This is a genomic window from Chryseobacterium aahli (assembly GCF_022699665.1).
In the GTDB taxonomy this organism is placed as follows: Bacteria; Bacteroidota; Bacteroidia; order Flavobacteriales; family Weeksellaceae; genus Chryseobacterium; species Chryseobacterium aahli.
The window spans coordinates 721,038-746,634 of sequence record NZ_JALDNB010000002.1; the positions used below are offsets into that span (position 1 = coordinate 721,038).

The 25,597-nt window shown below is 34.6% G+C and carries 21 protein-coding genes; 3 read left to right on the forward strand and 18 right to left on the reverse strand.

Annotated features, from left to right (window positions below; genetic code table 11):
* Positions 1-52 precede the first annotated feature (52 nt).
* The 17 genes from MQX03_RS05440 to MQX03_RS05520 form a co-directional block, all read right to left on the reverse strand.
* Positions 53-1,405 carry a DEAD/DEAH box helicase gene (locus tag MQX03_RS05440; RefSeq protein ID WP_242801988.1) on the reverse strand — a complete coding sequence of 451 codons (1,353 nt, stop codon included), beginning with the start codon at positions 1,403-1,405 and terminating at the stop codon, positions 53-55.
* Between the two features lie 224 nt (positions 1,406-1,629).
* Positions 1,630-3,273, reverse strand: a complete 1,644-nt coding sequence (locus MQX03_RS05445; RefSeq protein ID WP_242801989.1) for an ABC1 kinase family protein — start codon at positions 3,271-3,273, stop codon at positions 1,630-1,632.
* Positions 3,274-3,354: 81 nt separating this feature from the next.
* Entirely contained in the window at positions 3,355-4,056 is a 702-nt protein-coding gene (locus MQX03_RS05450) for a hypothetical protein (RefSeq protein ID WP_242801990.1), read from the reverse strand.
* 65 nt (positions 4,057-4,121) lie between these two features.
* Complete coding sequence (pheA, locus tag MQX03_RS05455) at positions 4,122-4,958, reverse strand: prephenate dehydratase (RefSeq protein ID WP_242801991.1); 837 nt, start codon at positions 4,956-4,958, stop codon at positions 4,122-4,124.
* A gap of 70 nt (positions 4,959-5,028) precedes the next feature.
* Entirely contained in the window at positions 5,029-5,664 is a 636-nt protein-coding gene (locus MQX03_RS05460) for an ABC transporter ATP-binding protein (RefSeq protein WP_242801992.1), read from the reverse strand.
* Positions 5,651-6,511, reverse strand: coding sequence for a hypothetical protein (locus MQX03_RS05465; RefSeq protein WP_242801993.1), 861 nt, complete (start codon positions 6,509-6,511; stop codon positions 5,651-5,653). Before MQX03_RS05465 ends, MQX03_RS05460 begins: the two co-directional genes overlap by 14 nt.
* Positions 6,512-6,706: 195 nt before the next feature.
* Complete coding sequence (locus tag MQX03_RS05470) at positions 6,707-7,225, reverse strand: hypothetical protein (RefSeq protein ID WP_242801994.1); 519 nt, start codon at positions 7,223-7,225, stop codon at positions 6,707-6,709.
* A gap of 99 nt (positions 7,226-7,324) precedes the next feature.
* The gene (locus tag MQX03_RS05475; protein WP_242801995.1) at positions 7,325-8,290 is read right to left on the reverse strand and encodes a retropepsin-like domain-containing protein; all 966 of its coding nucleotides are present in this window, start codon (positions 8,288-8,290) and stop codon (positions 7,325-7,327) included.
* 232 nt (positions 8,291-8,522) lie between these two features.
* A complete protein-coding gene (gene guaA / locus MQX03_RS05480; RefSeq protein WP_242801996.1) occupies positions 8,523-10,052 on the reverse strand; it encodes a glutamine-hydrolyzing GMP synthase in 1,530 nt (509 codons plus the stop codon).
* A gap of 259 nt (positions 10,053-10,311) precedes the next feature.
* A complete protein-coding gene (gene purD, locus MQX03_RS05485) occupies positions 10,312-11,550 on the reverse strand; it encodes a phosphoribosylamine--glycine ligase (RefSeq protein WP_242801997.1) in 1,239 nt (412 codons plus the stop codon).
* Positions 11,551-11,634: 84 nt separating this feature from the next.
* Positions 11,635-13,149: a bifunctional phosphoribosylaminoimidazolecarboxamide formyltransferase/IMP cyclohydrolase gene (purH, locus tag MQX03_RS05490; RefSeq protein WP_242802119.1), complete on the reverse strand. Its 1,515-nt coding sequence runs from the start codon at positions 13,147-13,149 to the stop codon at positions 11,635-11,637.
* Between the two features lie 331 nt (positions 13,150-13,480).
* On the reverse strand, positions 13,481-14,047 hold the full coding sequence (gene purN / locus MQX03_RS05495) for a phosphoribosylglycinamide formyltransferase (protein WP_242801998.1): 567 nt from the start codon (positions 14,045-14,047) through the stop codon (positions 13,481-13,483).
* Positions 14,048-14,182: 135 nt separating this feature from the next.
* Entirely contained in the window at positions 14,183-15,175 is a 993-nt protein-coding gene (gene purM / locus MQX03_RS05500; RefSeq protein WP_242801999.1) for a phosphoribosylformylglycinamidine cyclo-ligase, read from the reverse strand.
* A gap of 258 nt (positions 15,176-15,433) precedes the next feature.
* Positions 15,434-15,985, reverse strand: a complete 552-nt coding sequence (locus tag MQX03_RS05505) for an NADPH-dependent FMN reductase (protein ID WP_242802000.1) — start codon at positions 15,983-15,985, stop codon at positions 15,434-15,436.
* A gap of 243 nt (positions 15,986-16,228) precedes the next feature.
* On the reverse strand, positions 16,229-16,957 hold the full coding sequence (locus MQX03_RS05510; protein ID WP_242802001.1) for a pirin family protein: 729 nt from the start codon (positions 16,955-16,957) through the stop codon (positions 16,229-16,231).
* Positions 16,958-17,182: 225 nt separating this feature from the next.
* The gene (locus MQX03_RS05515; protein WP_242802002.1) at positions 17,183-17,716 is read right to left on the reverse strand and encodes a nuclear transport factor 2 family protein; all 534 of its coding nucleotides are present in this window, start codon (positions 17,714-17,716) and stop codon (positions 17,183-17,185) included.
* Between the two features lie 7 nt (positions 17,717-17,723).
* Positions 17,724-19,877, reverse strand: coding sequence for a glycoside hydrolase family 97 protein (locus MQX03_RS05520; RefSeq protein WP_242802003.1), 2,154 nt, complete (start codon positions 19,875-19,877; stop codon positions 17,724-17,726).
* 538 nt (positions 19,878-20,415) lie between these two features.
* Between MQX03_RS05520 and metG the strand changes: the two genes are divergently transcribed.
* Positions 20,416-22,449, forward strand: coding sequence for a methionine--tRNA ligase (gene metG / locus MQX03_RS05525; protein ID WP_242802004.1), 2,034 nt, complete (start codon positions 20,416-20,418; stop codon positions 22,447-22,449).
* 228 nt (positions 22,450-22,677) lie between these two features.
* Here metG and MQX03_RS05530 read toward each other — a convergent pair whose 3' ends face one another.
* Positions 22,678-23,382, reverse strand: coding sequence for a class I SAM-dependent methyltransferase (locus MQX03_RS05530; protein WP_242802005.1), 705 nt, complete (start codon positions 23,380-23,382; stop codon positions 22,678-22,680).
* Positions 23,383-23,543: 161 nt separating this feature from the next.
* Here MQX03_RS05530 and MQX03_RS05535 point away from each other — a divergent pair, with 161 nt between their 5' ends.
* Both MQX03_RS05535 and MQX03_RS05540 read left to right on the forward strand, forming a co-directional pair.
* A complete protein-coding gene (locus MQX03_RS05535) occupies positions 23,544-24,305 on the forward strand; it encodes a hypothetical protein (protein ID WP_242802006.1) in 762 nt (253 codons plus the stop codon).
* A gap of 104 nt (positions 24,306-24,409) precedes the next feature.
* Entirely contained in the window at positions 24,410-25,552 is a 1,143-nt protein-coding gene (locus MQX03_RS05540; RefSeq protein ID WP_242802007.1) for a vWA domain-containing protein, read from the forward strand.
* Positions 25,553-25,597: the final 45 nt, after the last annotated feature.

Genomic DNA, 25,597 nt, shown 5'->3' on the forward strand with positions numbered 1-25,597 from the left:
TAATTCATCTAAACAAAAAACGATTCCAAAAATTGGAATCGTTTTTTTATGTTTATTTCTTTCTCTTCGATTTTGAGATTGCTTTCTGTTGTGCTCGGTTGGCTCCGAATTTCTTAGGCTCTTTCCTTTTTGATGGTCCGCCCCAGTTTTCCTTCTTATTTTTATCTTTCTTCTCATGGAAAGCCCCGCCACCTTCATACAATTTCCCTTGCGCAGGATTTTTCATCAAGATAACATCTTCTTCTGAAGCAATCTTTTTAGGATTTATTTTCACTTCAGATGGGAAGTCGATATACCTTAATTCTTTATCCATCAATAATTCGATGTCAAGTACTAAAGTTTCTTCTTTTTTAGTCACAAAAGTGATGGCTTTACCGTCTTTATCAGCTCTACCAGTTCTACCAATTCTGTGAATATACTGCTCCTGAACTTCCGGAGTTTCGAAATTGATAACGTGGGTAATATTTGAAATATCCAGACCTCTCGCCATAACATCCGTCGTAATCAAACCTCTGATTTCCTCTTTTTCAAAGCTTTTCATCGCTTTCAATCTGTAGTTCTGTGATTTATTTGAGTGAATCACATCAAATTCTTCCGGGAAAAGCTCATTTATTTTTACAAATAATAAGTCTGCGTGTTTTTTGTTATTAGCGAAAATCAAGACTTTAGACATATCTTCATTGTTCTTCAACAAATGCTCAAGCAAATTGATTTTTGTATTGAAGTTTTCAACTTTATAAGCGGTCTGCTCAATTTTCTCAAGCGGAGTTCCTGATTTTGCCAATGAAATTTCAATAGGGCCTGCAAAATACTGTTCAAGCATTTCGTCAACAGCTTCTGTCATGGTTGCAGAGAAAAGAATATTCTGTCTTTTTTCTCTCATCATTTCGAAAATATGTGTCAACTGCGGTCTGAAACCTAAATTCAACATTTCATCAAATTCATCAATAATCAGTTTTTGCACTTCTCTTAATGAAATTGCATTATCAATCGCCAAATCCATAATTCGACCGGGTGTTCCGACTAAAATATCGCAACCGTCGTTGAATAAAAGCTTTTGCGTATTGATGTTTTTTCCACCGTAAATTCCGATTACTCTTGCAGTAATATTCTCTGTCAGTTTTTCAACGATTTCTGATACCTGAACGACTAATTCTCTTGTAGGAACTAAAATAACAACTGTAGGATTTCCCGTTTTATTGTATTTCCAGGTCTTCAAAACCGGAAGAAGATAAGCCAAAGTTTTCCCTGTTCCCGTCTGTGCAATTCCCATCACATCTCTTCCAGAAAGGATCGGTCCGATACTCTTCTCCTGAATTGGAGTAGGCTCAAATAAATTTAAATCTGCTAAAACATCAAGAACTCTAACCGGAAGGTCAAAGTCTGCAAAAGTGAGTTTTTCCATTTTGCAAAGATAGGCAATTAATTTGGTTGTGTATTATTGTAAAAATTTGTAGGATACAAGATGAATTATGGTAAGTTTAATGTCTAATTTTTGTTTGAAAACTTAGCATAACGTTTGTCATTCCGTAGGAATCTAAGCAACTAAAAACTTTTCTGTGTTGGGATTCCTCCGGAATGACAAACTAACCGTTGATTTTCTAACTGTAAATTCACTTATCTTATATTCTACTTTCTCGTAATTCTCAGCAACAGAATCACAACCAATAAGACCGAAAATATAAATCCTAAAACAGCAACCAAAGACATCTCCCCAATTCTTGGTCCTGATTCTGAAACAAAAACAATGGCTGTGGCAATAATATTCGCTCCCAAAACCATCGCTAAAATTAAATTGATAATGCTTGATTTTATCAGCTGATTGGTCTTTTCTATATTTTTAATCTCACTAGAAATGGTGAATTTATTATCATCCAATTTCTGCAGAACAGAACGCAACTCTTTTGGAATTTCATCTACATTATCGGTGAAATTCATCATTTTATCCATTCCGGATTTGAAAAGCTTTTTGGGACTGATCTTTCTTGTCAGTATTTTTTTGGTGTACGGATGAAGACTTTTTACAATATCCAGATCAGGATTAATGGTTCTTCCGACACCTTCTATCAACCCAATTCCCTTGAATAAAAGATAGAAGTAATCTGGCATATATAACTGATTATCCTTCAAAACATCTTTCATTTTGTTGATGATAATATGCGGATCAATATCTTTTAGTGAAGTGCTGTGAACGAAATTCAAAACTTCCTCTACATCATTTTCAAATCTTCTTTCATCCGGAATTTCATAGCTGACCGCCATTTTTTTGAGATAACGAACAATTTTGTTAGAATTTTTAGCCACAAAAGCGACAATCAGACTTTCGAGAATTTCTTTATCATTCGGTTGAATTTTTCCTACTGCTCCAAAATCAATGAACACAACTTTTCCATCTCTTTTTACCAAAATATTTCCGGCGTGCGGATCAGCATGAAAAAAGCCGTAATCTAAAATCTGCGAAACAAAAAGTCTCAAACCAACTTCAGAAATGACAACGGGATCAATTTGATGTTTTACTAATTCTTCTTTGTCTGTTACTTTAATTCCGTCAATAAATTCCATACAAAGGACATTATTGTTTGAAAATTCATCATAGACAATCGGAACGTATGTTTCTTTATTGTTTTTAAAATTTAAAGCAAACTGTTTGATATTATTCCTTTCATTAACGAGAGAAACTTCTTCCAATAAAGACTTTTCAAAGGTTGCAATGGCTTGTTTCAAATTAAGCTTGGAACCAATCTCAGAATAAGTCGAAATAAGCTTAACTAAATCTTTAATAAGCAGTAAATCATCTTCAATGACACTGAGAACATCAGGTTTTTTGATTTTTAAAATGACTTCTTCTCCAGTCATTAGAGTCGCTCTGTAAACCTGAGCTATAGAAGCTGTTGCTAAAGGTTTTGTGATAATTTCTGAGAAATGCTCATTGACAACGATATTAAATTCATTTTCCAGAATTTCTTCGACATTCATTTCAACTACTTCTACCCGATCCTGAAGTTTCTGCAATTCCTGAATCAATTCTGGTGGAAGCAAATCTTCACGGTTGCTAAATGTCTGTCCGAGCTTCACAAAAGTAGGACCCAATTCTTCTAAAACCAATCGTATTCTTTCGTAAACGGTTCCTTTGGAAATAATTTCGTCAGACGACGCAGAACTCTCTTCCGGTCTTTTGCCCATTCTGGCAATCATATCTTTGAAGCCGTATTTACTTAAAACGGAAATTAAGCGTGCGGATCTTTTCAGCTTTCGCTGTTGTTTGTCAAACATAATTTTGAGGATGAATTGAATTGCAAAGTAACTTCAAAAATTATTCCGATTGGAAATTAACTGAGAATTATCAAGATAATTTTAAATCACTTTAAATCCCGTCAAAATCAATATTAAAAGATTAATCCCCAAAATCACCCAAAAGAAAAGTCTACTTGGTTCGGAAATACTTTTTAGCTGATCGATGATTTTCACTTTAATAATTTCTGAGAAACTTACATTCTCGTCTTTGAAATCAATTTCATTCAAGTTTACTTTTTTAAAACCAAACGTGATAATTTTCTTTAGCCATTTGTTTTGTTTTGAATCTCTGATTTCCTGTAAAATTCTCAGCTGCAACTTAGTTTTGTCAACGCCTTGCTTGAATAATTCTGGTTGATGTTCTTTTACTTTTAAAAGAATTTTATCTATAATCGGGAACAATAATTTTTCGCCTTTATCAGCAATCAGTCGGTTGATTGTTTTGAACATAACATATTTATTTCCCATTGAGAATAATAAAAACGGACTGCCTATCATACTTAGCAACGTCAAACCAAACGCAATAGGCCGTTGCATAAAAAGCACAACAATGGCAGCATCACCATTTGTATGAACTGGACCGCCGCCATTTGAATATGTTTGTCGGATGATTATCATTATTGTCGTAATGCAGAGAATTGCAATGGAGAATTGACCTATCAAATTTATTTTCAAAAAGCTCAGAGTTGACCTTCCAAAAAGCTTTGCAAAATATTTGAAATCTTCGTTAATGAAACCCTTCTGTTTTTCTTTAATCATCATGTGTGTGAATTTTACATCTTAAAAATACGAAGAATTGAACACATGAAAACAATATTTAACTGAAATTATTCTGTAAAAACATATTCATTGTAATGTCCTAAAAATTTCACATTAGAACCTAAAGAAATAATCTCATCGATGACGTTTTGAGACAAAACATTGTGCCATTCACTGGCAACATTGATGAAGAAAAAGTAATTTCCCAAACCCGTTTTCAAAGTTCGGCTTTCAATTTTTGAAAGGTTCATTTTTCGCCATGCAAAAGCGGAAAGTACCTGATGAAGACCTCCCGCGTGATCTTCGGGAAGTGTGATGATAAGTGATGTTTTCTCAGAAGTTTGCGGTAAATCCAATTTTAAACTTTCTTTCTTTTTTGAGATTACGATAAACTTGGTATGATTCTGTTCAAAATCCTGAATATTTTCATGTATAATTTTTAAACCATACAGTTTTGCGGAATATCGATTGGCAACTGCTGCCCATTTCTCGTTTTGATTTTCAGAAACCAATTTTGCGGCTGCGGCTGTTGAACTATAATCCTGCGACTGAATATCTTTATAATAATCATGTCTAAAGTGAAAAGTCTGCGCCAAGGCTTGAGGATGCGAAATGATTTTATCAAAAGTCTCGTTATCAGGATGAATCATCAGATGATGCGCGATCGGCATCACCAATTCAGTTTCAATAAATACTTCGAAATCATAGAGATAATCCAATGTCATTGAAACCGTACCTTCAATAGAATTTTCTAAAGGAACGACCGCTTTATCAACTTCATTATTTTTAACGGCATTGAAACAGTCTAAAATGCTCGACTGTGGAACCAATTCTTCATTCGGAAAAATCTGTGTGGCTGCCAACTGCGTAAAACTCGCCTGTGGACCAAGGTATGCTATCTTCATTGAACAAATGTAAAAAATTAATCATAAAAAATGTTCGGATGAAGCTGTAAAACGATGAACCAATTTATTTTTAAAATTTAAAATTACTCAGTTGATCAAAATCTGAGCGGTCAAATATATCTTTAATAACTCCTTCTTCCAAAATTGCAATTTTGTCACAGGTATGAAATAGAGTCTCAATAATATGCGAGCTAATCACCACAATTTTGTTTTTATCTTTCAGTTCACGGATGATTTCGTATAAAATATGAACGCCTTCAAAGTCTACTCCATTAAAAGGTTCGTCAAGAATGTTGATGGGTTTATCGAGCATCAGCATTCCCATCAACGCAATTTTCTTTTTCATTCCGCTGGAATAATCTTGAACAAATTTATTGAGTGGCAACTTAAATTTTCCGGTAAGTTCGCTTACAGATTGCTGCTCGTTTTCTGAGAAATATTCTAAATACTCTTTTCCGGTGATGTATGGGTAGAAATAGTTTTCAGTTTCGAGATAAGAAATGCTCTTTCTTTTGAGTTTTTCGTTATTCCAAAGAATTTCGCCAGCATATTTTTGATTCTGATACAGAGATTCAAATAGTGTAGTTTTTCCTGCTCCATTTTTTCCAAGCAAACCAATGATAGAACCTTCTTCTAAATTTAGATTCAAGCCTTTTAAGACATTTTTATCTTTAAAACTGACCGATAAATCTTTAATTTCCAACATAAATTCTGATGTTTTGTTTTGCCTCTTTGATATTTTGTTTGATCACGAAAATTGCAGGAATAATCAATATACTGCAGACAAAAAATTCTAAAAAGACAATCATTCCGTAGTAATTTCCTCTTTCTTTAAAGTTGTACATTTTGTATTTTCTGGTGAGTATCAAAAGGAAATACAGATTCATAAATACCATATAATACAGAAGATAAAAGCCTTCAGCGTAATTAAAAACCAAGAAACCAATATAAGTTGGCAGCAAAACAAGGTTGAAAAAAGCGAGATTATTTCGCAGTTTAAATGTAAAGTCATACTTTTTAAAATACATTTCCAACATTTCTTTACTTTCATTGGGCTCAAAAATAGCGCCTATAAAATCAAATGTGAAAATTCCGCATAAAATAAAACTTGCCGGATAATAAGACGACATCACTAGAATTAGATAAACCAAAATCACCAAAATCGTATTTTTCCTAAAATAACTTTTCCATTCAAAAAGAAAAGTCGGAATAAAATTCCATTGAAGCCCGAAGCGAATTTGTTTTTTGGGATAGAAAAAAGCGAAGGAAATCACAGCAGCAAAAAACAGAAGTGCATATTGATCAATTTTATAATTGATGTTTGCTAGCAGAAATATGCTGTAAATAATTACCGATTCAAGAAAAACCACTAACCTCCATTCTCTTACGAAGACTTTTTGCAGAAACGGAATATCTTTTCTGTTGATGTGAAAAACAAATGTCAATAGAAAAAATAGTGAAGGATATAAAATTGCTAGAGGAAATTTCACCACCATCAGACACCCAAAAATTAAAAATGCAGGAAGACTGATTTTCGGATTTAAATTAAACATCCGCAAACTTTGATTGATTCTGAATTTGAAATGGGTATAAAACTTTCTCAACACCTGATTTTAAAGGTTTTTTACGATTGATTTTTCTGAACTTTCAAATATATGGAAAATTTCAGATGAGTTGAAGACTTGAGTCACGTAATAGTGATTTTATTATCTTAAATAAAAAAACCAGCCTCGAAAAGCTGGTATTTGTTAATGTGCGTAATCTGACATTGGTATTTCAGAAATGTTACTGAATTCAACTGAATCTTTTTCTTTATTGTATTTTAAATACATGGTTCTCCATTTCTCTTTTGCTACTTCTACCTTTTCAGGATAATGGTCTTTTATAATAAAATGGTCTTTCATTTTATCAAAATTCTCATATTTTAATTTAAAAGTTTTATCCAGCCTTTCTGAAATTAAAAACTCATAATCCTTATATTTAAAATATCCATATTTTTCATTTTTTACTTCATCATTAATTCTCTTAGAATTTTCATTAATGATTGTAGGTTTTTGATTGGCAAATAATAGCTCAGTGACATTCTTATTACTATCATCAATTCCCGAAACAACAATAAATTTCACTTTCTTCTTATTATTAGAATATGTAATAAATTTATCAATTTCAGAAATTATTTTTTGATTGTTAATAACCTCAGTAATTTCTGGGTTTCTATTACATCCGAGTAAAATTATTAAAATGCTTGCGATTAAAATATTTTTCATACACTTAATTTTTAAGAAAGAGATTTCAAAAATAATATAAAAATCCCACCAGAAAAAAGGCAGGATTATTTTATTCAATTGCACTATGCGTTTTTGGATTTAGTTTACTACCCCGAATTTATTATTTTTAAAATCCAGTACAATAATGTTATTAACAAAAAACGCATTTCCTGTCAGACCGTCAATGTTCTCGGTTTTATTGAATTCCTGAAGTCTTTTGTTATCATTATACCAGGCATAATCATTTTCTAGCTTTCTTTTTCCCAGATATACTTTTTCTTTAATTGGTCGTCCATAAAATTTAACTTTTTCACCCCATGAATTCGCAATTATCGTATCTGTTTTGGCAGTTTGGTCTACCAATGAAGTCCACAGTTCTTTATCGGTATTAATGGGAAATAAGCTAGCACCTGTATCAAACATAAACCAATGGGTTTTGCCTGCAATAGTAAGAGGAATATTCAGTCTGCCATTATTGGATTTTGCATCTACAAATGTCGTCATTTTCTTTAAATGGCTGTCTAATGAATCAAGGACACACATTCTTTTATTAGGATAATCAATGATAAGTATTTTATTATTAAACATATCTGCACCTAAAGTTCCGATGTGCTTAGGTTTTTTGTTAAATAATGAATCTGTAGGAATTTTATCTCCGTAGTTTTCTTTATACACCAAATTATCTTTAGACAGTTTTCCTAAATGATAGACCAGCCCTTTTGTCTTATACACTGTTTTCCCTCCATTATCCGTAGACTTAGAGCTTTCTATGAGGAAGTTTTTCACTTCACTTTCTTTATAGTAACTGTTTATTGTATTTCCGTAGACAAGTGTTGCATCGCTACCCAAATCGAACTGAAGGGTGAAATTTGCATTTAAATCATTAACTTTAACAGGAACAAGCATGGCTACTTTATCAAAATTCTTTCCTGAAATCTTTGCGGCATACCATGAAAACGGAAACCATGGATAGTTTTCAGAAGGTGAATTATTTTTACCGGAAGCCATACAACTGGTCAGTATTGAGCCAAGTACGATTATTGTAATCAGATGTTTTATTTTCATTTTTCGGATTATTAGCCTGAGAGTTGAATTGTAAAGAATTGCTGGTGCTAAATGTATAATAATTCTACAAAACAAGGGTCAATTTATTTTTCTATTTAAAAATAAAAAATAAAGGTCTCAGAGTAACGAAAATATCTTTAATTGAGACATAAAAAAGCTTTTTGATAATAACAAAAAAGCCTGCTATAAAGATATAACCAGGCTTTTTTTTATTTAAATAGTTCGTATAGGATTACTCCCACTCAATCGTTGCAGGCGGTTTGCTTGAAATATCGTAGGCAACTCTGTTGATTCCTCTTACTTCGTTGATGATTCTGCTTGACACGGTATCTAAAAACTCATAAGGAAGTCTGCTCCACGTTGCTGTCATAAAGTCGATGGTGTTTGCCGAACGAACTACTGCGGTGTATTCATACGTTCTTTCGTCACCCATAACTCCCACTGATTTTACAGGAAGAAGAACTACGAATGCCTGAGAAACTTTCTCATACAAATCATTTTTGTATAATTCTTCGATGAAAATATCATCAGCTTCTTGTAAAATTTTCACTTTTTCAGCATCTACAGCACCCAAAATTCTGATTCCCAAACCTGGACCTGGGAAAGGATGTCTATGTACCAAATGATGAGGAATTCCTAATTCTTCACCCACTTTTCTTACTTCGTCTTTAAACAATTCTCTTAAAGGCTCCAGCAATTCAAACTCCATTTCTTCGGGAAGTCCACCCACATTGTGGTGAGATTTGATTACTGCTGAAGGTCCATTTACCGACTGACTTTCAATCACGTCTGGGTAAATTGTTCCCTGAGCTAAGAATTTCGCTCCTTCAATTTTATGAGATTCTTCGTCGAAAACATGAATAAATTCGTTTCCAATGATTTTTCTTTTCTGTTCCGGATCATCAATTCCTGCTAATTTTGATAAGAATCTTTCTGAAGCGTCAACCAATTTGATGTTCATATTAAAACTCTCGCCGTAATTTTTCATCACTTTTACGTCTTCGTCTTTACGCAGAAGTCCGGTGTCTACAAATATACAATGAAGCTGATCGCCAATTGCTTTGTGAATCAAAACGGCGGCCACAGAAGAATCTACACCTCCTGAAAGACCAAGGATCACTTTGTTATCTCCTACTCTTTCTTTGATTTCTTCAACTGTTTTGTCAATATAGTTCGTCAGTTTCCAGTTTTTCTCTGAATTACAGATTGCAAAAACGAAGTTTTCTAACATTTTACCGCCTTCTTCAGTATGAGAAACTTCTGGGTGAAACTGTACGCAGTAGATTTTCTTTTCTTCGTTAGCAATCGAAGCGATTACACCCGATTTTGCATTTAATTCAAATCCTGCAGGCAACATTCCAACCTCGTCAAAGTGGCTCATCCAGACTACTGAATTCTGAGTAACCCCTTTCAATAAAGAAGATTCTTTTACAATATCCAAATGTGCTTTACCGTACTCGCCTTTTACACCTTTGTGTACTGTTCCTCCTAAAAGATGTGCGGTAAGCTGCATTCCGTAGCAAATTCCTAAAACGGGAATTCCCTGTTCGTACAATTCTTTTTCAACCAAATGAGCATTTTCTGCATTTACCGAACTCGGCCCACCAGAAAGGATGATTCCTTTTGGCTGTTTTTCTAAAATTGTTGCTAATGGTGTATTGAATGGTAAAATTTCAGAATACACACCCATCTCACGGATTCTTCTTCCGATAAGCTGGTTGTACTGAGATCCGAAATCTAATATGATAATACCGTTGTTCATTGTATAATTGATGATTGATAATTTATAAATGATAAAACAAATGATGTTGATTTACCTAATTTTTTAAAAAGACGAAAACCCTAGCCCTGATGGAAGCGGCATCCTTTTTTGTTATTGCGATTGAGAAATAGTTCAACAAATTAATTCAAGTTGTTCGCAATGACAAAAAAGATACAGCCCTTCGGCTACGCTCAGGATAAACTTCCAGCAGGTTCCCGGCTTCTAATAAAAAAAGCCCCGAAAAAATCAGGGCATTATATTAAAATTTACCGATGTCTTCTCTGTAGAAACTGTAATCGAAGTGAACGTGAAGTGCGTCTTCATATACTTTCTTTCTGGCTTCGTCGTAAGTAGCTCCCGTAGCAACTACGTTCATCACTCTACCACCATTAGAAACTATTTTATCACCTTTCTTAACAGCTCCTGCACACAATACCTGGCTGTGTTTTGCTTTTTCTATTCCTGTGATTTCAAAACCAGTTTCGATGTTTCCAGGGTAACCACCTGAACACATTACTAAGCAAACTGCTTTTTCGTCTTTGAATTTAAGATCTAAATCTTTTCCGTTCATACAGTCGTTGATTACGTCTAACAAATTGTTTTCCATCAACGCCATCAACACCTGAGTTTCAGGATCTCCAAATCTCATGTTGTATTCTAGCAAGTATGTTCCGTTTTTAGTCACCATCAATCCGAAGAAAATGATTCCTTTGAAACTGAAACCTTCCGCTTTTAGACCTTTCAAAGTTGGCTCTAAAATATTTTTTTCAAAATCTGCAGTATGTTCTGCCGTAAATTCCGGACTTGGCGCTACAGAACCCATACCACCTGTGTTCGGACCTTTATCGCCGTTTCCAGCTTTTTTATAATCTTTTGCAGCGATGCAAGGGAATATTTTTTCACCATTTGAGAATGCAATAATTGATGCCTCAAAACCTTGTAAATATTCTTCGATAACCAAACGGATACCCGCATCACCATAGATTCTTCTGATCATGAAATCGTGAATCGTTGCTTCAGCTTCTTCAAGTGTGTCGCAAATAACAACACCTTTTCCACCAGCTAAACCACTCGCCTTGATAACTAAAGGATATTCCTGAGTCTGTACGTATTCTTTAGCTTCGTTATATGAATCAAATACCACAGCTTTTGCTGTTTTGATATCATAGGTCTGCATAAATTTCTTAGAGAAAGCCTTACTTCCTTCAAGGCTTGCCACTTTCTGGTTTGGACCGAAAACTTTAAGATCATGTTTCTTAAATTCATCCTTCAAACCAGCTACCAAAGGAGCTTCAGGACCTACAATCGTAAGATCTACTTTTTCTTTTATCGCAAAATCTCTCAATTCTTTGATGTCTGACATATGAACATTTTGCCCGATTGCATCTGTAGACGCATTTCCGTTGGCAAAAAACATTTTAGTAACTCTGCTGTCCTTTTGAAGTTTGGCTGCCAGTGCAGACTCTCTTCCACCTTCACCTATGATTAATATTCTCATACTTTATTTATTTCTAATCTAGTTTACAAATATATAATTTTGAATGCTATAAATACAATCTCAAATTACTATTTTAATTCAATTTTAATGAAAGAAATGTCTTACACCTGTGAACATCATTGGGATTTTGTGTTCGTTGGCAGCGTCAATACTTTCCTGATCTTTCACGCTTCCTCCAGGTTGGATAATTGCTGTAATACCTTCCTGAGCGCAGAAATCAACCACATCACGGAAAGGGAAAAATGCATCAGAAGCTAAAACTAATTCTCCTGTGAATTTTTCTTTTGCTCTTTCGATAGCTTGTTGAGTCGCCCAGATTCTGTTTACCTGACCACCTCCGATTCCGAAAGCCTGAATACCGTTTGAAACAACGATTGCGTTTGATTTCACGTATTTTACCACTCTCTGAGAGAACAATAGTGCTTTTTTCTGCTCTTCTGTTGGTTGAGTTTCAGTCACTACTTTAATATCATCAGAGAAAATACTGTCGTTATCCTGAACCAAGATTCCACCATCAACTTTTACCCAAGTTTGCTTGTCTGAAACCGGATTAACGATTTTTATAATTCTTAAATTTTTCTTTTTTCTTAAAACTTCCAAAGCATCCTCATCAAAATCAGGAGCCATTACGATTTCAAGGAAAGTTTTGTTTAATTCTTCAGCCGTTGCAGCGTCAATTTTGAAGTTTGCGGCTACAATTCCACCAAAAATAGAAACAGGATCACATTCGAAAGTCTTTTTGTATGTTTCTAAAGCTGAAGTTCCGATCGCCACTCCACAAGGTGTAGAATGTTTTACGGCACAACAAGCCATTTCGTCTTTAAATTCAGTAACCACTTTCCAGCAAAGATCCATATCACGAAGGTTGTTGAATGATAATTCTTTACCTCCTAATTGTTCGAAATCTTTCATCGCACCGTTTTCAAAAGTTGAAACGTAGTACGCTGCAGTCTGGTGTGGGTTTTCTCCGTATCTTAAGTCTGAAACTTTCTTGTAAGAAGCACTCAAATAAGTCGGATAATCTTCTTCTAAAAGCATTCTTGAGATCGCCGCATCATAAGCTGAAGTCAAGTTAAATACTTTTCCGGCTAACCTTTTACGAGTTTCGATGAAGGTATCACCGTTTTGCTCCATTTCGATTTTTACTTTTTCGTAATCTTCAACGTCAGTAATTACCGTTACAGAATCGAAATTTTTTGCAGCCGAACGAAGCATTGAAGGACCTCCGATGTCGATGAATTCTACTTTTTCGTGTAATGAAATGTTTTTGTTAACATTTTCAAAAAACGGATATAAATTCACAATCACCATGTCGATCAAACCGATATTGTGCTCCTGAACGGTTTTCATATGCTCTTCATTTGAACGAACAGCCAACAAACCACCGTGAACTTTCGGGTGTAAAGTTTTTACTCTTCCGTCTAGCATTTCAGGAAAATCGGTCACCTCATCGATCTGAATCGGATTTAAACCAGCGTCTTTCAAATGTTTGAATGTACCTCCTGTAGAGATCAATTCATAATTTTGAGATTCTAAAAACTGTGCGAATTCTGTTAATCCGCTTTTGTCAGAAACACTGATCAAAACTCTCTTGCTCATAGATTTTTCATTTTTTGAAGCGAAAATCGCAGGATTGCGATTTTCACTCATTTTTACTTTTGTCCCTTTCAGGACTTTTTCAACTTTTACTTTTTACAGTTATTTCAAACTGTAGACCGGTTCTTTCACCTCCGATCTTACTTTTACTTAGATTTTTTACTTTTTCGAAATATTCTTTTTTTATCTAAGTGTGTCTTTTTTCTTTCAGGCTGAGTTAAGTTTCGCCTTTTGTTTTTAAATTTTGGATGTCTAAACCACCCCGTCAAAAATTCTTTGAATTTTTGCCACCCCTCCAAGGGAGGGGAATTTTTATATCTCTAATAATTAGTTTCTAATTATTTCCTAATACTTTATTAATAGCTATTGGAAAAATTTCATATTCAATTTTGTGAACTTTTTCTGCTAACGTTTCCGGAGTGTCATTTTCTGTGACTTCGAATGATTTTTGAAGAATTGCTTCTCCTTCGTCGATTCCTACGGTTACAAAATGTACTGTTGCTCCGCTTTCTTTTTCTTTAGCTTCAATTACGGCATTGTGTACATGATGTCCCCACATTCCTTTTCCGCCGTATTTTGGAAGTAAGGCTGGGTGAATGTTGATAATTTTGTTTTCCCAACTTTCCACGAACTCAGGTTTGAGGATGGATAAAAATCCTGCCAATACGATTAAATCTGTATTTTCGGGAATGATTTTACCCAAGTCACTGCTGAAGTTTTTCCCTCTCGGAATCAACACAGTTTCTATGTTGTGATTTTTCGCTCTTTCGAGTCCGTAACATTCTCTGTCAGCAACAACTAAAGATACTTTTGCATTCTGGATTTCTCCGCTGTCAATGGTATCAATAATTCTCTGAAGATTGGTTCCTGAACCTGAAACGAGTATAACTAAGTTTTTCATTTTTATTTTGTGAGCCTTGTCAAGGTTTAAAACCTTGACAAGGCTTTGACTGTTATTAACTAGCCCCGATTGAAGCGGCATCCTTTTGTGTAGCGAAGCGGAACAAAAGATATAGCGGAAAGCGGGATTAAGCTCCTAAAATTTTAAATCGATCTTTTCAGCTCCTTCAGTGATTTCTCCGATTTCGTAAGCGTCGTCTAAAAGGTGAAGCACTTTTTCAGCGTGCTCAGGATCAACAACTACGATCATCCCTACACCCATATTGAAAGTTCCGAACATTTCTTCACGAGCGATGTTTCCTCTTTTTTCCAACTCCAACATTACGCTAGGAATCTGGATTTTTGAGGCATCGATTGAAGCACACAATCCGTCACCAATAATTCTTGGGATATTTTCGTATAAACCACCACCTGTAATGTGGGCAATTCCTGAAACTTCTACTTCTTCGATTACGCTGTGAATATCTTTAAAATATAATCTTGTAGGAACCAAAAGTGTCTCGTACAAAGGTTTTCCTTCAAATTCTTCTTCGAAATTCGGGAATATTTTTCTTACCAAAGAAAATCCGTTTGAGTGGAATCCTGAACTTGGTAAAGCGATGATTTTATCTCCAGTTTTGATTTTAGAACCGTCAATAATCTGGTCTTTTTCAACAATTCCTACACAGAATCCTGCAACATCGTAATCTCCAGGCTGATACATTCCCGGCATTTCGGCAGTTTCACCACCAATCAATGCGCAGTTGTTGTCTTTACAAGCTTTTACCATTCCTAAAACGATTTCTGCAGCGATTTCAGAATCCAGTTTTCCGCAAGCTAAATAATCAAGGAAAAATAAAGGCTTTGCACCATGACAAAGAATGTCATTGGCACACATTGCGAAACAATCTACACCGATAGAATCGTATCTCTTAGAGTCTAAAGCAACTTTCAGTTTCGTTCCTACTCCGTCAGTTCCTGAAACCAAAACCGGGTTTTTGTAACCACCGATTTCGTAAAAAGCACCGAAGCTTCCCAAATGATTCAATACATTGGAGTTGTGCGTTTCGCCCACCGCTTTTTTGATTTTATCAACGGTTTTGTAACCTTCTTCTTTGTCTACACCTGCAGATTTGTAAGTATTGCTCATAGTATGTAATGTAACAATGTATCAGTTTAGCAATCTAACAATGTTTTCACTTGTAATGATGGTAAATTGGTACAATTTATTTTTAATTATCTAAATAAAAAAGCCGACAATCTTGGTAGATTATCGGCTGATGTTTTATCTGAGAGTTTCAGAGTCCACAGTTTTTCCATTAATTGAAAAACATTCTTTGAAAGTGGACTGAATCTTCATTCTTTTTTCTTTTTGCAAAGATATTAATTTTAAGTTAATATTCAAATGCTATTTTTCTAAGATTATTTCAACAGCAGAAATCTTTGCTATTTTTTCTTTTAACTCACTGTCTTTCTCTGTATTAGAAATCTTTTGATTTTCTCTATCAAAGTTATCATTAAAGAAAGGAAGCGTGAAAGTGTCTACAATATTTCCGCCATGCAAAGGAAAACGCTTTTCGGCAGCTTCTAAAACGCCTAAACCTCCTCTTCCACCTGGTGCGGTCGCCATTAGTAACATTGGTCTTTCGTTCCAGACTGCTCTTTGTTTGATTCTTGATGTCCAATCGAAAACGTTTTTGAATGCTGTTGAGTATGTTCCGTTGTGCTCTGATAAAGAAACCAAAAGAACGTCTGCGCCGTCAATTTTTGAAGCGAAATCAATTGCCTGTTGAGGAACTCCGTTTTCTACTTCTCTTTGGTGTTTGAAGATGGGCATTTCAAAATCGTTCATGTCTACGATTTCTATTTCTGCATTTTCGAATAATGTTGTGGCGTAAGTTACGAGTTGTCTATTGATTGATGTGTCGGAATTGCTTCCTGCTATGGCTAGGATTTTCATTGTATAATTGTTGTCTTTTTTTTATTTCATAGGGCTTTGCCTCATGCTTTGTTATGTCGCCCCTTTGGGGCTTGTTGTTGTTGTTGTTGTTGTTGTTGTTGTTGTTGTTGTTGTTGTTGTTGTTGTTGTTGTTGTTGTTGTCTTTTTTTAACCACCCCGTCAAAAATTCATTCTGAATTTTCGCCACCCCTCCAAAGGAGGGGAATTGAGGAGGGAATTTTTGTGGTGCGAAAATATTATTTTTTATTTTAAATATGATGGTAAATCCATAGGAACTTCCATCAATAGGATTTCGGTGTCTTCTACCGCTTCAATATTGAAACTTTGGGTGTCCCAGATTCCTAAACCATCTTTTTCGTTTAAAATTCTGTCTCCCACTTTTGCACTGCCTTTTAAGACAAATGCATAAACTCCGTTTCCTTTTTTGTTGATGGTGTAGTTTTTACCATTTCCTTTGGTAAAATTGGCTAAATTAAACCATGCATCCTGATGAATCCAAACTCCGTCATCGTTTTTATTTGGAGATAAAATCTGCTGGAATCCGTTGATTTTTTCTCCTTCTTTAATGCTTTTCTGGTCATATCTTGGTTCTACATTTTCTTCTCTCGGGAAAACCCAGATTTGTAAGAATTTTACAGCTTCATCTTTATTTTGGTTGTATTCGCTGTGCATTACACCGGTTCCGGCGCTCATTACCTGAATTTCTCCTTTTCTGATAACCGCAGTCGTTCCCATAGAATCTTTATGTTCTAAATTTCCTTCCAACGGAATTGATATGATTTCCATATTTTTGTGCGGGTGTGTTCCAAAACCCATTCCTTGTGAAACGGTGTCGTCATTCAAAACTCTCAACACTCCGAAGTTTGATCTTTCTCTGTTTTGATAGCCTGCAAAACTGAAGGTGTGGTATGAATTTAACCAACCGTGATCTGCGTGACCTCTAGAATCTGCTTTGTGATATACTGTTTTCATATTGTAGATATTTTTTTTTGATTATTTATAGTACAAATGTACAGCGAGCTTTGTCAGAAAATGTTGATGTAAGGTAAGAAGTGATTTAAAGGTGAATTGGGAATGCTCAATTTTCTTCGAAGTGAATTTTTAGATCTTATATTTAGGTTTTGGCTAAAGCCGTTAATCTCTTTAAAATAAAAAAGCGGACTAATGCCCGCTTCTATTGATGATTTTACTATTTTTTTAATGCTGTTTTATTTTTTTAGAAGACTTTAATTCCTGCAACAAAACATCTTCTAAAGCAGATTTTTCTGAAACCACTTTATCTACAACATCATTTGGAACCGTCATTGAGAGAACATATTGTTTCACTTTCCATCTTCCGTTTATTTTTTCTAAAACTCCTGAGCCACGGCAGATTTTCATTTGAGTATCTAATAATTCGTCAAACCAAGCCAGCTTTCCGTCTTTGCTGAAATAGATATTTCTTTTCAAGGACGTAAAATTCCATGTTTTTTTCTTATCGAAATGAGGTTTTGCCCAAACTTTAAATTCCTGTTTGTTCCAAATTTCGGTTGCATCAGTTCCAATAAATGTTGATTCATCAGTGTAGAAGTCGAAATATTTTTCGAATTCAGCATTTGCTGCTGCCACATTAAAATCATTAAGCATTTTTGAAATTTCTATTTTTTCTTTTTCAAATTTTGCCTGAGCTGATAATGCGGCAAAACCGAATACATAAAGTATTACTGTAAAAATTATTGTAGTTTTTTTCATATTTAAATTATTTCACAGGTTTAATTGAGATAGCAAAACCTCCGCTTCGAGCCATTTTAAAATTGATTTTGGATTTGCTTGTAATCTGTTTTTTATAAATGTTATAACTCTGAGGATTGTCAATATAATCTGCATCTTTTCCATCTTCATAAATGGTTGCTTCATATTTTTTCTCTTTATCTAAAAATGAAAAATCTATGATGTATTCCCTTTTGTTTTCATCGGTAATTCCACCTACGAACCAGTTTTCGGTTCCTTTCGCTTTTCTTGCCGTAATCACGTAATCTCCGGGTTCTGCCGATAAAATTTTGGTATCATCCCAATCTGCAGCCACATCTTTGATGAACTGGAAAGCATCCATGTGTTTTTTGTAGTTTTCAGGTAAATCTGCAGCCATCTGCAAAGGCATATACATCGTCACATACAACGCCAATTGTTTTGCCAAAGTGGTTTTCACAAAACGTTGATCTCCCGGAAAATAATAATCTAATTTGGTCTGGAAAATCCCAGGAGTATAATCCATCGAACCGCCCATCCATCGTGTAAACGGAAGAATCGTTTGATGGTCTGGATTATTTCCAGCAAATGCTTCGTATTCTGTTCCTCTTGCTGCTTCTGCTGAAATATAATTCGGATAAGTTCTACTTTCTCCTCCCGGACGAACCGATTCGTGGGAATTGACCATGATTTTATAGTCATTGGCTTTTTCTACAATTCTGTAATAATGATTGATCGTCCACTGCGAATAATGATGCTCTCCTCTCGGAATAATATCACCTACATAACCTGTTTTTACAGACGTGTAGCCATATTTATTCATCAACTGAAAAGCCTGATCTGCCCATCTTTCATAATTCGTTGCCGAACCTGAAGTTTCATGATGCATGATTAATTTCAAACCTTTAGATTGAGCATATTCATTCAACATTTTAATATCAAAATCTGGATATGGCGTCAGAAAATCAAAAACAAATTCTTTGGAATGGCCGAACCAATCTTCCCAGCCGACATTCCAGCCTTCAATTAAAAGTCCTTGGAAACCATTTTCAGCGGCAAAATCAATATATTCTTTAACTTTTGTATTATTGGCTCCATGTTTTCCGTTGGGTGTTAATTTAGAAAAATCGGTTGTTCCAAGATGCACATTATCCGCTGTAGAATACGCCCACTGCGATTTCCCGATGATCATTTCCCACCAGACCCCCATGTATTTTGTGGGTTTTATGTAAGACGTGTCGGTATATTTAGTAGGTTCATTTAGATTGAAAAGCATTTTAGAATCCATCAATTCTTCTGCTTTTGGTGAAACAATAATCGTTCTCCAAGGCGTCACAGAAGGAGTCTGAATATACCCTTTTGCGCCTTGTCGATCTGCCGTAAGATGGGTTTTAAATTTAAAATTCTGAGCATCAACTTCAAGATGTGAAGCTGCATAATTAAGAACCGCCGCTTCTGCAATATTGATGTACAAAGGTTCTTTTCCGTTCTTTTTTAACATTAACGGAGACTGAACCGCATTTTTAATTAATTTCTGAGAAGCATTAGAATCAAAAGCTTTATCCCATTTTTGTGGAATTTCAGAGATATTGGTTTCCTGATATTTGTATTCCTGAGAATCGTAGTCAGCGACCATCCACCAGGCTTTCATATCCGTCGGAAAATCAAACTCTGTATCTTCTTCTCTGATCACAAAATAATTCAGGTTTTTCTGTTGCGGAAATTCATATCTGAAGCCTAAACCATCATTAAACAAACGAAATTTCACCACAATACTTCTGTCAGTCGAATTTTGATTCAGCGTAACCGCCAATTCATTATAATGGTTGATATAATTTTTCTTTTCGCCTAAAACCGGTTGCCATGTTTCATTTTTTGAATCTCTTTTCTCAGAAGTTTTAACGAAATCATTATTCAAATCAAATTTCGCATCTTCAGTTTTAGCAATTTCAGAAGCAAATGTCACCGAAGTATCTTTAAAAAGTCTTAATCCTAACTTGGAATCTTCAACAACAGCAGCTCCATTATATTTTAAATTGTAAAAAGGAACTCCGTTTTTCAGCTGGAAATTCATTTCAAATTTTCCATCGGGAGATTTCAACGACTGCGCATTTGCACCCGCAAACATCATGGTAAGTAAAATTGCTCCAATTGTAATTTTCATCTTATTGAATTTTATAAAGTTTAAAAATAAAAAAATTAGCATCAACAATTAGTAATAAATCAAATAAAGATTCCTAACCGTTGTGCATTTTGAAAAATTGCAATATTGGATTCGTCAATTCGAGTGTTTTTTCGTAACAAAGTGGAGAAAAAATGTATCGAGAATAGTTTTATCTTCAAAATTACAAACTTCTCGATACTATTTTTTTTCAAAAATCTACTCGAAGTGACGAAAGTACTTTAAAATGTACAACGAGTATTCCGAAAATAAGTGAAACGGCTTTGTTTATCCCAAATTTTTCACTGCATTTATTTCTCTTTGTTTTGCCTTGTTTTTAAAATTATCGCAAGGTTAGACAAAGTCTTTTTCTAAAAATAATTATTTTTTTTTTATGCTAAACAAAGCCACTTCGTTTAATGAAGAAATACAATAGTTACTAATAAAGCTTTGCGAAAATATATTACATACATTATACTAAGCTAATTCAGGAATTTTGGCAGATTATCTTTATCTTTGCAGACTTAAAACTATACTATAAATGTCAAACAGAAAGATGATTACGGCGGCTTTGCCTTACGCAAACGGACCGGTTCATATTGGGCATTTGGCGGGAGTTTATATTCCTGCAGATGTTTACGCTAGATTTCAGAGAAGATCGGGAAAAGATGTTGCTTTTATCTGTGGATCGGATGAGCACGGAATTCCTATTACCATAAGAGCTAAAAAAGAAGGAGTTACCCCACAGGATATCGTCAACAAATATCACGAAATCATCAAAAAATCTTTTTCAGATTTAGGAATTTCATTTGATGAATATTCGAGAACGACATCGGCTAATCACCGAGAAACAAGTCAGGATTTCTTTAAAGTGCTTTACGAAAAAGGAAAGTTCACAGAAGAAATGTCTGAACAGTATTTTGACGAACAGGCAAATGAATTTTTAGCCGACCGTTATATCGTTGGAACCTGCCCGAACTGTGGCAACGAAAACGCTTATGGAGATCAGTGTGAAAGATGTGGTTCTACCCTTTCACCATCAGAATTGATTAATCCAAAATCAATGCTAAGCGGAAATGTTCCTATTAAAAAAGATACAAAAAACTGGTATTTACCTTTAAATGAATATGAAGATTTCTTAAATGAATGGATTATTGAAGGTCACAAAGACGACTGGAAACCCAACGTTTACGGACAAGTGAAATCGTGGTTAACCGATGGATTGAAACCTCGTGCCATGACCAGAGATCTGAATTGGGGCGTTCCTGTTCCTCTTCCAAATGCTGAAGGAAAGGTGTTGTATGTTTGGTTTGATGCACCAATTGGATATATTTCTTTCACCAAAGAATGGGCTGAGAAAAACGGAAAAGACTGGAAAGATTACTGGCAAAGCGAAGAATCTGATTTGGTTCATTTTATCGGAAAAGACAATATTGTATTCCACTGTATTATTTTCCCTGCAATGATGAAGGCTCACGGAGATTTCAAAATGCCGAAAAATGTTCCCGCTTTTGAATTTTTGAATCTTGAAAACGATAAAATTTCAACTTCAAGAAACTGGGCAGTTTGGGCACACGAATATGTAGAAGAATTTCCGGGACAGCAGGATGTTTTGCGTTACGCATTGCTTTCTTCAGCTCCGGAAACAAAGGATAATAACTTTACATGGAAAGATTTCCAAACGAAAAACAATTCTGAATTGGTTGGAATTTTCGGAAACTTTATCAACAGAGTTGCGGTTTTAATTCATAAATATTATGATGGAATTATTCCTGCAGGAAATGAAAATGCTGATGAACTCAACGAAATTACAAAGGCAGCAACAGAAGTTGAAACCTTTTTAGAAAACTACGAATTCAGAAATGCTTTGACTTCAATGATGAATTTGGCAAGATTCGGAAATCAATATTTACAAATTGAAGAACCTTGGAAAACCATTAAAGACAATCCTGAGAAGGCGGCAAATTCACTTTTCATCGCTGCACAAATTGCAGTTGGTTTAGCACAAATTTGTGAACCGTTTTTACCTTTCAGTGCAGAAAAATTACAGAAGATGTTTAATGTTTCACAATTAAATTGGAGCGACATTAAAAATGAAAAAATCTTAATTAAAACTAGACATCAGATCAACGAATCGTCTCTTCTTTTCTCAAAAATTGAAGATGATGTGATTGATTTTCAAATCCAGAAATTAGAAAATACAAAACAAAGCAATAAAAAAACAAACCCTAACGCCACCCCAATGAAAGACGAAATACAGTTTGATGATTTCACGAAAATCGACTTGAGAACAGCAACTATTCTTGAAGCTGAAAAAGTGGAAAAAGCAGATAAATTATTAAAGCTGACTGTTGACACAGGCGTTGATGTAAGAACCGTTGTTTCAGGGATTGCAGAAAGCTTTACGGCCGAAGAAGTAATTGGAAAGCAAGTAATGATTTTATTGAATCTTGCTCCAAGAAAAATCAGAGGAATTGAATCTCAGGGAATGTTGTTATTGACAACAAAAGCTGATGGAAAATTATCCTTTGTGACGCCTGATGAAACGGTAGAAAATGGTATTGAAATAGGATAAAATTTCATTATTTTAGATAAAAAAAGACGCATAACTTATGCGTCTTTTTTGCTTTCTATTCTATTTTTTGAAATTTTCATTTCCACCAAGCTTGTCATTCTGTAAGAATCTAGACTTATTTTGTAGAAATTGGAATGTATAATCCTTATTTAGATTCCTACGGAATGACAAACTAAATGTAAAATATTTGAGATGAGTTTGTTCGCTATGCTTACAATGGCAAGGGTTTTATTTTTTAGTCAGTTTTGCCAGATAAGAATCCTCATCCTGTAAAATCATTTCAATTTTGAAACCATTATTTGCCGCCGCATTTTGCAAAGTATTAAAATCAAGATACAACCATTTGATAGGGTCTTCAGACTCGTTTTTATAGTGAACCACATAATCTAATTCACCATAATATCCATTTGCGGGAATCAAAACTCCGCCATCTTCATCGGTGTCGAACATATACAAAATATCGGTGCTGTCAATAAGAATTTGTCCGTTTTTGTTTAATAAAGAATGAAGTTTTTGAAGGTAAATATCAATCACATTCAGACTTTGGAAAATCCCTGTTCCGTTCATTAAAAGAAGAATCGTATCGAAGGTTTCTCCAGAAAATTCAAGCATATTCTGAGCAACTGCTTTCTGAATTCCTCTCAACTGGCAAACTTCAATTGCCTTTGGCGAAATATCTAAAGCGGTAATATCTAAGTTCCTTTCATTCTGAAGATAGAGTGAATGCGAACCCGCTCCTGCCCCGATATCGAGAACTTTTCCTTGAGCTAATTTCAAAGCTTTTTGTTCGATCTTGTTCATCTCTTCAAAATCTCTGAAAAGATAGTCTACCGGAAGTTCATCGAGTTCGGAAATTGAAGTTTCAGTCTGCAGATCTTCAGGATTTTCTTTGTGAAAATAATCCCAGATTGCGCGTCCCATTAAGTCTTTCATGCTGAATTTTATTGAGGGCAAAGATAAGGGTTTAGAAAGTATAATTTATTATTTGAAATGTCTAATTACCAGTATTAAAAAGGAGCTTATGAAACATAATCACTATATAATTTTATATGCAAATACTGAAAAGTTATTTAGCTTTGAAAAAAATATAACATATGAAAGTTTATTTAGACAATAACGTAATAATCGATATTGAACAGGAAAAAATTGACATTTATGAATTAAGTCAAAATTTAGGAGAAGAAATTACTGATATTTATTATTCTGCTGCTCATATCCATGAACTTAATGAAATTACGGCCGATAATAAAGAAGAATTAACAAATCGTCTAACAAAAAGATTTCAAACAATTGAGGAAATAACGAAAAATAAATATTTATTTCATGAACTTCCAAGCAACATAGTTTATGAACAGTTAGAATCTCCTAAAGTTGTATATGAAACAATTAATCAAATTCCTTTTGCGAGAGATTCAATGAAATCAATGATAAATACCGTAAGTGAAAATCAAAAAGAAATCTTTAGAGAGTACATTGGAATTAATTTAATGGAAATTAATAATTATCAACCAAGTGATGTCATACAACATATAAACAAAAAATTAGACGTATTACAAGGTTTTTCATTTTTAGAAATTATTGAAAAAAGTGTAGAATTACATCCTGATGGAAAATCATTTGGAATGCATAATAGGTTTGGTGGTGTTTTTGAATTATTAGATATGATTGGTTATTGGAAAGACAAATTTAATGAGAAATCTAATTACGCTCGTTTATGGGATTCAAATCACGCGTATTTCGCAAGTTTTTGTGAAGCATTTATATCAAATGATAAAAGAACAAGAAACAAAGCTTTAGTTGCTTATAATATCTATAATATTAAAACAAAAGTATTTTCTCCTTTTAAAAAATCATAAATCAATAATTATAAATAACTATCATCCACATTTTCTATTTTTAAACCCACGCCATTCCTACGAAATTTCCCTAACTTGTCTTTTCTAAAAACGAGATTCTTCTCATGACAGATAAACAATTTAATTTTCAACAGGGTTTTACATTCAGCAAACACGTTCCGGAAGAAATATCGCATTTTGATCGGGTTTTTGATGTGTTCAAAGATTTGCTGACCCACACTTCCGGCGATATTGAGGAAGCTTTTGAGTGGCTCGATATGCTCGATAAAGAATATGATATTTTCACCGACGAATATACGCTTGCAGATTTTGAAGAAGACCTCAAAAAGCGAGGCTACATCAAAAAAGAAGACGATTCCGAAGACGGAAATACAGGAAGCGGAAAAGGCAAAAATATTCTGACCGCCAAACTGGAAGCAGCTTTGCGTGAATATGCTTTAGACCAGATTTTCGGTAAACTTAAAAAAAGCGGCATCGGAAATCACCGAACCAATAAATCCGGAGTCGGCGACGAGCGTGATGGCGAAAACAGAGACTTCCAATACGGCGATGATTTATCGACAGTAAATATGACCGAAAGTCTAAAAAACGCTCAAATCAACAACGGAATTGCAGATCTTCGAATGACCGAAGACGACCTCATCGTAGAAGAAACCAAGCACAAAGCTCAGATGAGCACGGTGTTGATGATCGACATCAGCCACTCAATGATTTTGTACGGCGAAGATAGAATTACTCCTGCCAAAAAAGTAGCCATGGCTTTGGTGGAACTTATCAAAAGAAAATATCCAAAAGATTCCATTGATATCATCGTTTTCGGAAACGAAGCGTGGCCAATTAAAATCAAAGACCTTCCCTATTTGCAGGTCGGTCCGTATCACACAAATACCGTTGCAGGACTGGAATTGGCAATGGATATTCTCCGCAGAAAAAGAAATACCAACAAGCAGATTTTCATGATCACCGACGGAAAACCAAGCTGTTTGAAGCTACCCAATGGCGAGTATTACATGAACAGTGTCGGACTTGATCAGAGAATTGTAACTGAATGTTTAAATAAAGCTGCACAGGCAAGAAAACTGAAAATTCCGATTACCACTTTTATGATTGCCCAGGATCCTTATCTTCGTCAGTTTGTGAATGCTTTTACTGCACAAAATAAAGGAAAAGCTTTTCTGACTGGACTTTCAGGTTTGGGACAGATGATCTTTGAGGATTACGAGAAGAATAGGATTAAGAGAATATAAAGTTGGATGATGGAAGATGGATGATCGATATGTCAGCAAATCATT

What these genes read in the sequence shown, in the direction of transcription:
- MQX03_RS05440 (WP_242801988.1), bottom strand. Translation starts at nt 1,405, where the DNA reads ATGGAAAAACTCACTTTTGCAGACTTTGACCTTCCGGTTAGAGTTCTT.
- MQX03_RS05445 (WP_242801989.1), bottom strand. Translation starts at nt 3,273, where the DNA reads ATGTTTGACAAACAACAGCGAAAGCTGAAAAGATCCGCACGCTTAATT.
- MQX03_RS05450 (WP_242801990.1), bottom strand. Translation starts at nt 4,056, where the DNA reads ATGATGATTAAAGAAAAACAGAAGGGTTTCATTAACGAAGATTTCAAA.
- pheA (WP_242801991.1), bottom strand. Translation starts at nt 4,958, where the DNA reads ATGAAGATAGCATACCTTGGTCCACAGGCGAGTTTTACGCAGTTGGCA.
- MQX03_RS05460 (WP_242801992.1), bottom strand. Translation starts at nt 5,664, where the DNA reads ATGTTGGAAATTAAAGATTTATCGGTCAGTTTTAAAGATAAAAATGTC.
- MQX03_RS05465 (WP_242801993.1), bottom strand. Translation starts at nt 6,511, where the DNA reads ATGTTTAATTTAAATCCGAAAATCAGTCTTCCTGCATTTTTAATTTTT.
- MQX03_RS05470 (WP_242801994.1), bottom strand. Translation starts at nt 7,225, where the DNA reads ATGAAAAATATTTTAATCGCAAGCATTTTAATAATTTTACTCGGATGT.
- MQX03_RS05475 (WP_242801995.1), bottom strand. Translation starts at nt 8,290, where the DNA reads ATGAAAATAAAACATCTGATTACAATAATCGTACTTGGCTCAATACTG.
- guaA (WP_242801996.1), bottom strand. Translation starts at nt 10,052, where the DNA reads ATGAACAACGGTATTATCATATTAGATTTCGGATCTCAGTACAACCAG.
- purD (WP_242801997.1), bottom strand. Translation starts at nt 11,550, where the DNA reads ATGAGAATATTAATCATAGGTGAAGGTGGAAGAGAGTCTGCACTGGCA.
- purH (WP_242802119.1), bottom strand. Translation starts at nt 13,149, where the DNA reads ATGAGCAAGAGAGTTTTGATCAGTGTTTCTGACAAAAGCGGATTAACA.
- purN (WP_242801998.1), bottom strand. Translation starts at nt 14,047, where the DNA reads ATGAAAAACTTAGTTATACTCGTTTCAGGTTCAGGAACCAATCTTCAG.
- purM (WP_242801999.1), bottom strand. Translation starts at nt 15,175, where the DNA reads ATGAGCAATACTTACAAATCTGCAGGTGTAGACAAAGAAGAAGGTTAC.
- MQX03_RS05505 (WP_242802000.1), bottom strand. Translation starts at nt 15,985, where the DNA reads ATGAAAATCCTAGCCATAGCAGGAAGCAATTCCGACACATCAATCAAT.
- MQX03_RS05510 (WP_242802001.1), bottom strand. Translation starts at nt 16,957, where the DNA reads ATGAAAACAGTATATCACAAAGCAGATTCTAGAGGTCACGCAGATCAC.
- MQX03_RS05515 (WP_242802002.1), bottom strand. Translation starts at nt 17,716, where the DNA reads ATGAAAAAAACTACAATAATTTTTACAGTAATACTTTATGTATTCGGT.
- MQX03_RS05520 (WP_242802003.1), bottom strand. Translation starts at nt 19,877, where the DNA reads ATGAAAATTACAATTGGAGCAATTTTACTTACCATGATGTTTGCGGGT.
- metG (WP_242802004.1), top strand. Translation starts at nt 20,416, where the DNA reads ATGTCAAACAGAAAGATGATTACGGCGGCTTTGCCTTACGCAAACGGA.
- MQX03_RS05530 (WP_242802005.1), bottom strand. Translation starts at nt 23,382, where the DNA reads ATGAAAGACTTAATGGGACGCGCAATCTGGGATTATTTTCACAAAGAA.
- MQX03_RS05535 (WP_242802006.1), top strand. Translation starts at nt 23,544, where the DNA reads ATGAAAGTTTATTTAGACAATAACGTAATAATCGATATTGAACAGGAA.
- MQX03_RS05540 (WP_242802007.1), top strand. Translation starts at nt 24,410, where the DNA reads ATGACAGATAAACAATTTAATTTTCAACAGGGTTTTACATTCAGCAAA.